Here is a 3,850-nt window from a genome sequence, read left to right as displayed (position 1 = left end):
GCAGCGCGGCGACGTCTCTGGTGAGGTAGCTCGCCGGGAAGCGGGCCCGGGTGCCGTGGCCCACCAGATCGAGCGCCAGGACGCGGTGGCCCCTGGCGGTCAGCGCCCCGGCGAGGGCCACGAGGTGCCCGGCCCCGTGCCAGGCCCCATGGATCAGCACCACGTCACTCGTTTCCGTCACGCGACTCGACCTCCTGCCACGTCTCCGTCAGCAGCCGCGCCAGCTCGGCGGGGCGCTCTTCTGGCACGTAGTGTCCGCACTCTTCCACCCAGCGCGCCGACACGTCCGCCACGGCCTCCTGGACGGTGTCCAGCCAGCCGAGCCCGACGCCGTGGCGCGCGCCCACGACCAGCGTGCGGACCCGTAGCCGCCCGGCGGCGCACAGCTCCCGGTTGTCGGCGATGTCGGTCGGCAGCGCCCGATAGTAGCCCATGGTGGCGCGCACCGCTCCGGGTGCGGCCAGGGCACGCGTGTAGACGTCCATGGCCGAGTCGTCGATCGCCTCGGTGACGTACAGGCCCACCGTGTCGCGGCGGAACATGAACTCCAGATAGCCGCGCTCGCGACCGGCGAGCAGGAACTCCGGCAGGTCGGGCACCATGTTGAAGCCGAAGTGCCAGGACCCGCCGGTCAGCGGGTTCGCCGCCGCGAGGCTCTCGCCGAGCCCGGGGATGCCCGCCTCGACGAACGCCAGACTGCGCACCGACTCCGGGTACAGCGCGGCGAGCGGGTAGGCCACCTGACCGCCGACGTCGTGGCCGACGAGGTGGTAGCGGGTCAGCCCGAGGACGGCCATGAGCCGGGCCAGGGTGCTCGCCACCGTGCGCTTGTCGTACCCGCCGTCCGGCCGCGAACTGGCCCCGAAGCCGGGCAGGTCGGGGGCCACGACGGTGTACCGGTCGGCGAGCAGCGGCACCACCTCGCGCCACGCGTGGGCGGTCTGCGGCCACCCGTGAAGGAGTAGTACCGCGGGGCCCTGCCCCGCGACCACGCAGTTGATCACATGGCCCGGAAGCCGGACGCGTATCGGAGAGAACCCTCTTGCCATGGCGACCATGGTGCCGGACCGAGGCCTGCCCGATATAGGCGCTTTCCCGCCCAGCGGGAACACGACGTTGGGGACTGAGGCCCTGCGTTCCTACCGTCGCACTGCCGAGTAACCGCTGCTGGGAGGGCACATGATCGACTCGATGAGGGTGCTGAGTTTCTCGCACTTCGTGCAGGGGCCCGCGGCCTCGCAGTATCTGGCCGACCTCGGCGCCGACGTCATCAAGGTCGAGCCGCCCGGCGGGTCGTGGGAGCGCAGGATCGGTAGCGCGGGGATCCGGGTCGCCGGGCGCAGCGTGACGTTCCTGTCAGTCAACCGGAACAAGCGCTCGATCGCCATCGATCTCAAGCACCCGGATGCCCGCACCGTGCTCCGGCCGCTCATCGAGCGGGCCGACGTGCTGCTGGAGAACTATCGGGGCGGTGCCCTGGAACGGCTCGGCCTCGGGTACGAGGCGGTGCGCGCGATCAAACCGGACATCATCTACGCCTCGGCCAGCGGCTGGGGCTCTCGCGGCCCGATGGCCGGGCGGCCGGGGGTGGATCTGCTCGTGCAGGCGCGCACCGGACTGGTGAACGTCACCGGCGACCAACCCACCGCGGCCGGCACGCCCGTCGTGGACCAGCACGGCGCGGCGCTGCTCGCGATGGGCGTGCTGGCCGCCTACGCGCGCAGGCTGACCACCGGCGAGGGCACGCGGGTCGAGTCGAGCCTGCTCGGCGCGGGGCTCGACCTGCAGGCGGAGTCGCTCGCGCTGTACTACTCCGGCCGCAGGACCGAGACGGACGTCCGCCGCCCCGCCGAGCTGGCGTGCTGGTCGATCGACGCCCCCTACGGCGTGTACCGGCTGCTGGACGCGTCGATGGTGATCGCGCTGAACGGGTCGGAGGACGACCTCGGCGACGCGCTCGGCTCCCCCGCGCTGGCCGGCTACGACCAGGGGGCCAGGCGGGCCAAGCGGGCGGAGTACACCGCGGCGGTGGCGGGAGCGCTCGCCGGGATGACCTACGCGGAGGTGACCTCCCGGCTGGAGCCGCGCGGGTTCTGGTTCGAGCGGGTGGCCACCTACGACGACGTGCGCGACGACCCTCAGGTGGCCGCGGAGGGGCTGCTCGCCGAGTTCCCGGTGGGCGAGGAGCGTGCGACCGTGCTGCGGCACCCGGTCCGCTACGACGGCGAGTTGCCCGGCCTGCGCACGGCGCCCCCCGAACTCGGCGCGGACACCGTGGAGGTGCTGCGCGCGGCCGGGTTCTCCGCGGCCGAGGTGGACGGCTTCCTGTCCGCGGGCGTCGTGTCCGCCCCCGGAGGCGGCGAGTGAACGGGCGCGCGCTGGTCTGTGCCCGGCTCGGCGGGCCTGAGGATCTTGAGCTGGCCGACATGGCGACGCCGAGCCCGGGGCCGGGCGAGGTGGTGGTCGCGGTCAGCCACGTAGGGCTGAACTTCCACGACACGCTGATCATCGCGGGCACGCACGTGGTGAGGCCGGAGCCGCCGTTCTCTCCCGGCAGCGAGTACGCGGGGACGGTCGTGGCCGTCGGCGAGGGGGTCACGTCCGTGCGGCCCGGCGACCGCGTGGCGGGCAACGAGGAGTACGGGTGCGCCCGCGACGCCGTACTGGTCCGGGCGGACCGGGTCACCGTGGTGCCCGGCCACGTCACCGACCGGCAGGCCGCGGCGATCCTGGTGGCCTACTCGACCGCCTACCACGCGCTCGTCCAGCGGGCCGGGCTGCGCGCGGGCGAGACGCTCGCCGTGCTCGGCGCCACGGGCGGGGTCGGCTCCGCCGCCGTGGACGTGGGGAACCTGCTCGGCGCCCGGGTGATCGCGGGCGCCTCCACGCCGGAGCGGGCGGAGTCGGCCCGCCGGTACGGCGCGCACGAGACCTTCTCCTACGGCGACGCCGGCGACGCCAAGGCCGCGATCAAGGAACTGACCGGCGGAGCGGGCGCGGACGTGGTGTTCGACCCGGTGGGCGGTGCGGTGGCGGAGGCGACGGTGCGCGCCGTCGCGTGGGGCGGCCGGTACCTCGTGGTCGGGTTCGCCTCCGGCGGCATCCCGCGCGTCGGGCTGAACATCCCGCTGGTCAAGGGCTCCTCGGTGGTCGGGGTGTTCTGGGGCGAGTTCGTCCGGCGGAACCGCGCGGCCCACGAGCGGAACCTGGGCGAGATCTTCGACTGGGCCGCGGCCGGTCGGCTGCGCCACCACATCCACGACGTGCTCCCGCTCGACCAGGGGCCGCGTGCCCTGCGCGAGCTGGCCGACGGCCGGGTCCGGGGCAAGCTGCTGCTGCGGGCGGGCGGTCCGTCGAGATGACGACCGCCGTCCGGCCGGACCGCAGGGCGAGGATGGCGCTGGCGGCGCTGCTCGCGGGCACCCTGCTCGCACCGCTCAACTCCTCGATGGTCGCGGTGGCGCTCGCGCCCATCCAGCGCGACCTCGCCCAGCCGCTGGCCACGACGACGTGGGTCGTCACCGTCTTCTACCTGACCGCGTGCGTCTGCCAGCCGGTGCTCGGCCGGGTGGCGGACCGTGTCGGCCCGCGCAGGCTGTTCGTGGCCGGGATGGCGGTGGCGGCGCTCGCCTCCGCGGTGGCGGCCACGGCCACGTCGTTGCCGCTGCTCGTGCTGTGCCGGTGCGTGCAGGCCGCCGGCGTGTCGGCCGCGTTCCCGTGCGCGATGGTCGTCATCCGGCGGCACGGCGACGCGACGCGGCTGTCCGCCGTCGCGACGGTCAACACGACCGCGGGGGCGGTCGGCCCGGTGCCTCCTTGGGCCACTGCGCAACGGGTGGTTGCTCGGCCT

Annotated in this window: 5 protein-coding genes; 3 read left to right on the top strand and 2 right to left on the bottom strand. The window is 74.2% G+C overall.

The window, feature by feature from the left end; translation table 11 throughout:
• Together ABZ260_RS48205 and ABZ260_RS48200 are read right to left on the bottom strand one after the other, a co-directional pair.
• Positions 1-181: alpha/beta fold hydrolase (locus ABZ260_RS48205; protein ID WP_355631900.1), on the bottom strand; the 181-nt coding region annotated here is incomplete at its 3' end.
• Entirely contained in the window at positions 165-1,049 is an 885-nt protein-coding gene (locus tag ABZ260_RS48200) for an alpha/beta fold hydrolase (protein ID WP_355631897.1), read from the bottom strand. The genes ABZ260_RS48200 and ABZ260_RS48205, both read right to left, overlap by 17 nt.
• A 130-nt stretch (positions 1,050-1,179) precedes the next feature.
• Here ABZ260_RS48200 and ABZ260_RS48195 point away from each other — a divergent pair, with 130 nt between their 5' ends.
• From ABZ260_RS48195 to ABZ260_RS48185, 3 genes are all read left to right on the top strand, one after another.
• On the top strand, positions 1,180-2,367 hold the full coding sequence (locus ABZ260_RS48195; RefSeq protein ID WP_355631894.1) for a CoA transferase: 1,188 nt from the start codon (positions 1,180-1,182) through the stop codon (positions 2,365-2,367).
• On the top strand, positions 2,364-3,362 hold the full coding sequence (locus ABZ260_RS48190) for an NADPH:quinone oxidoreductase family protein (protein ID WP_355631891.1): 999 nt from the start codon (positions 2,364-2,366) through the stop codon (positions 3,360-3,362). Before ABZ260_RS48195 ends, ABZ260_RS48190 begins: the two co-directional genes overlap by 4 nt.
• Positions 3,359-3,850: MFS transporter (locus ABZ260_RS48185; protein WP_355631889.1), on the top strand; the 492-nt coding region annotated here is incomplete at its 3' end. The genes ABZ260_RS48190 and ABZ260_RS48185, both read left to right, overlap by 4 nt.

Source organism: Streptosporangium sp. NPDC006013 (assembly GCF_040614275.1).
Classification (GTDB): Bacteria; Actinomycetota; Actinomycetes; order Streptosporangiales; family Streptosporangiaceae; genus Streptosporangium.
The sequence above is the reverse complement of the archived record's forward strand: the minus strand, read 5'-3'. Positions and strand labels throughout refer to the sequence as shown.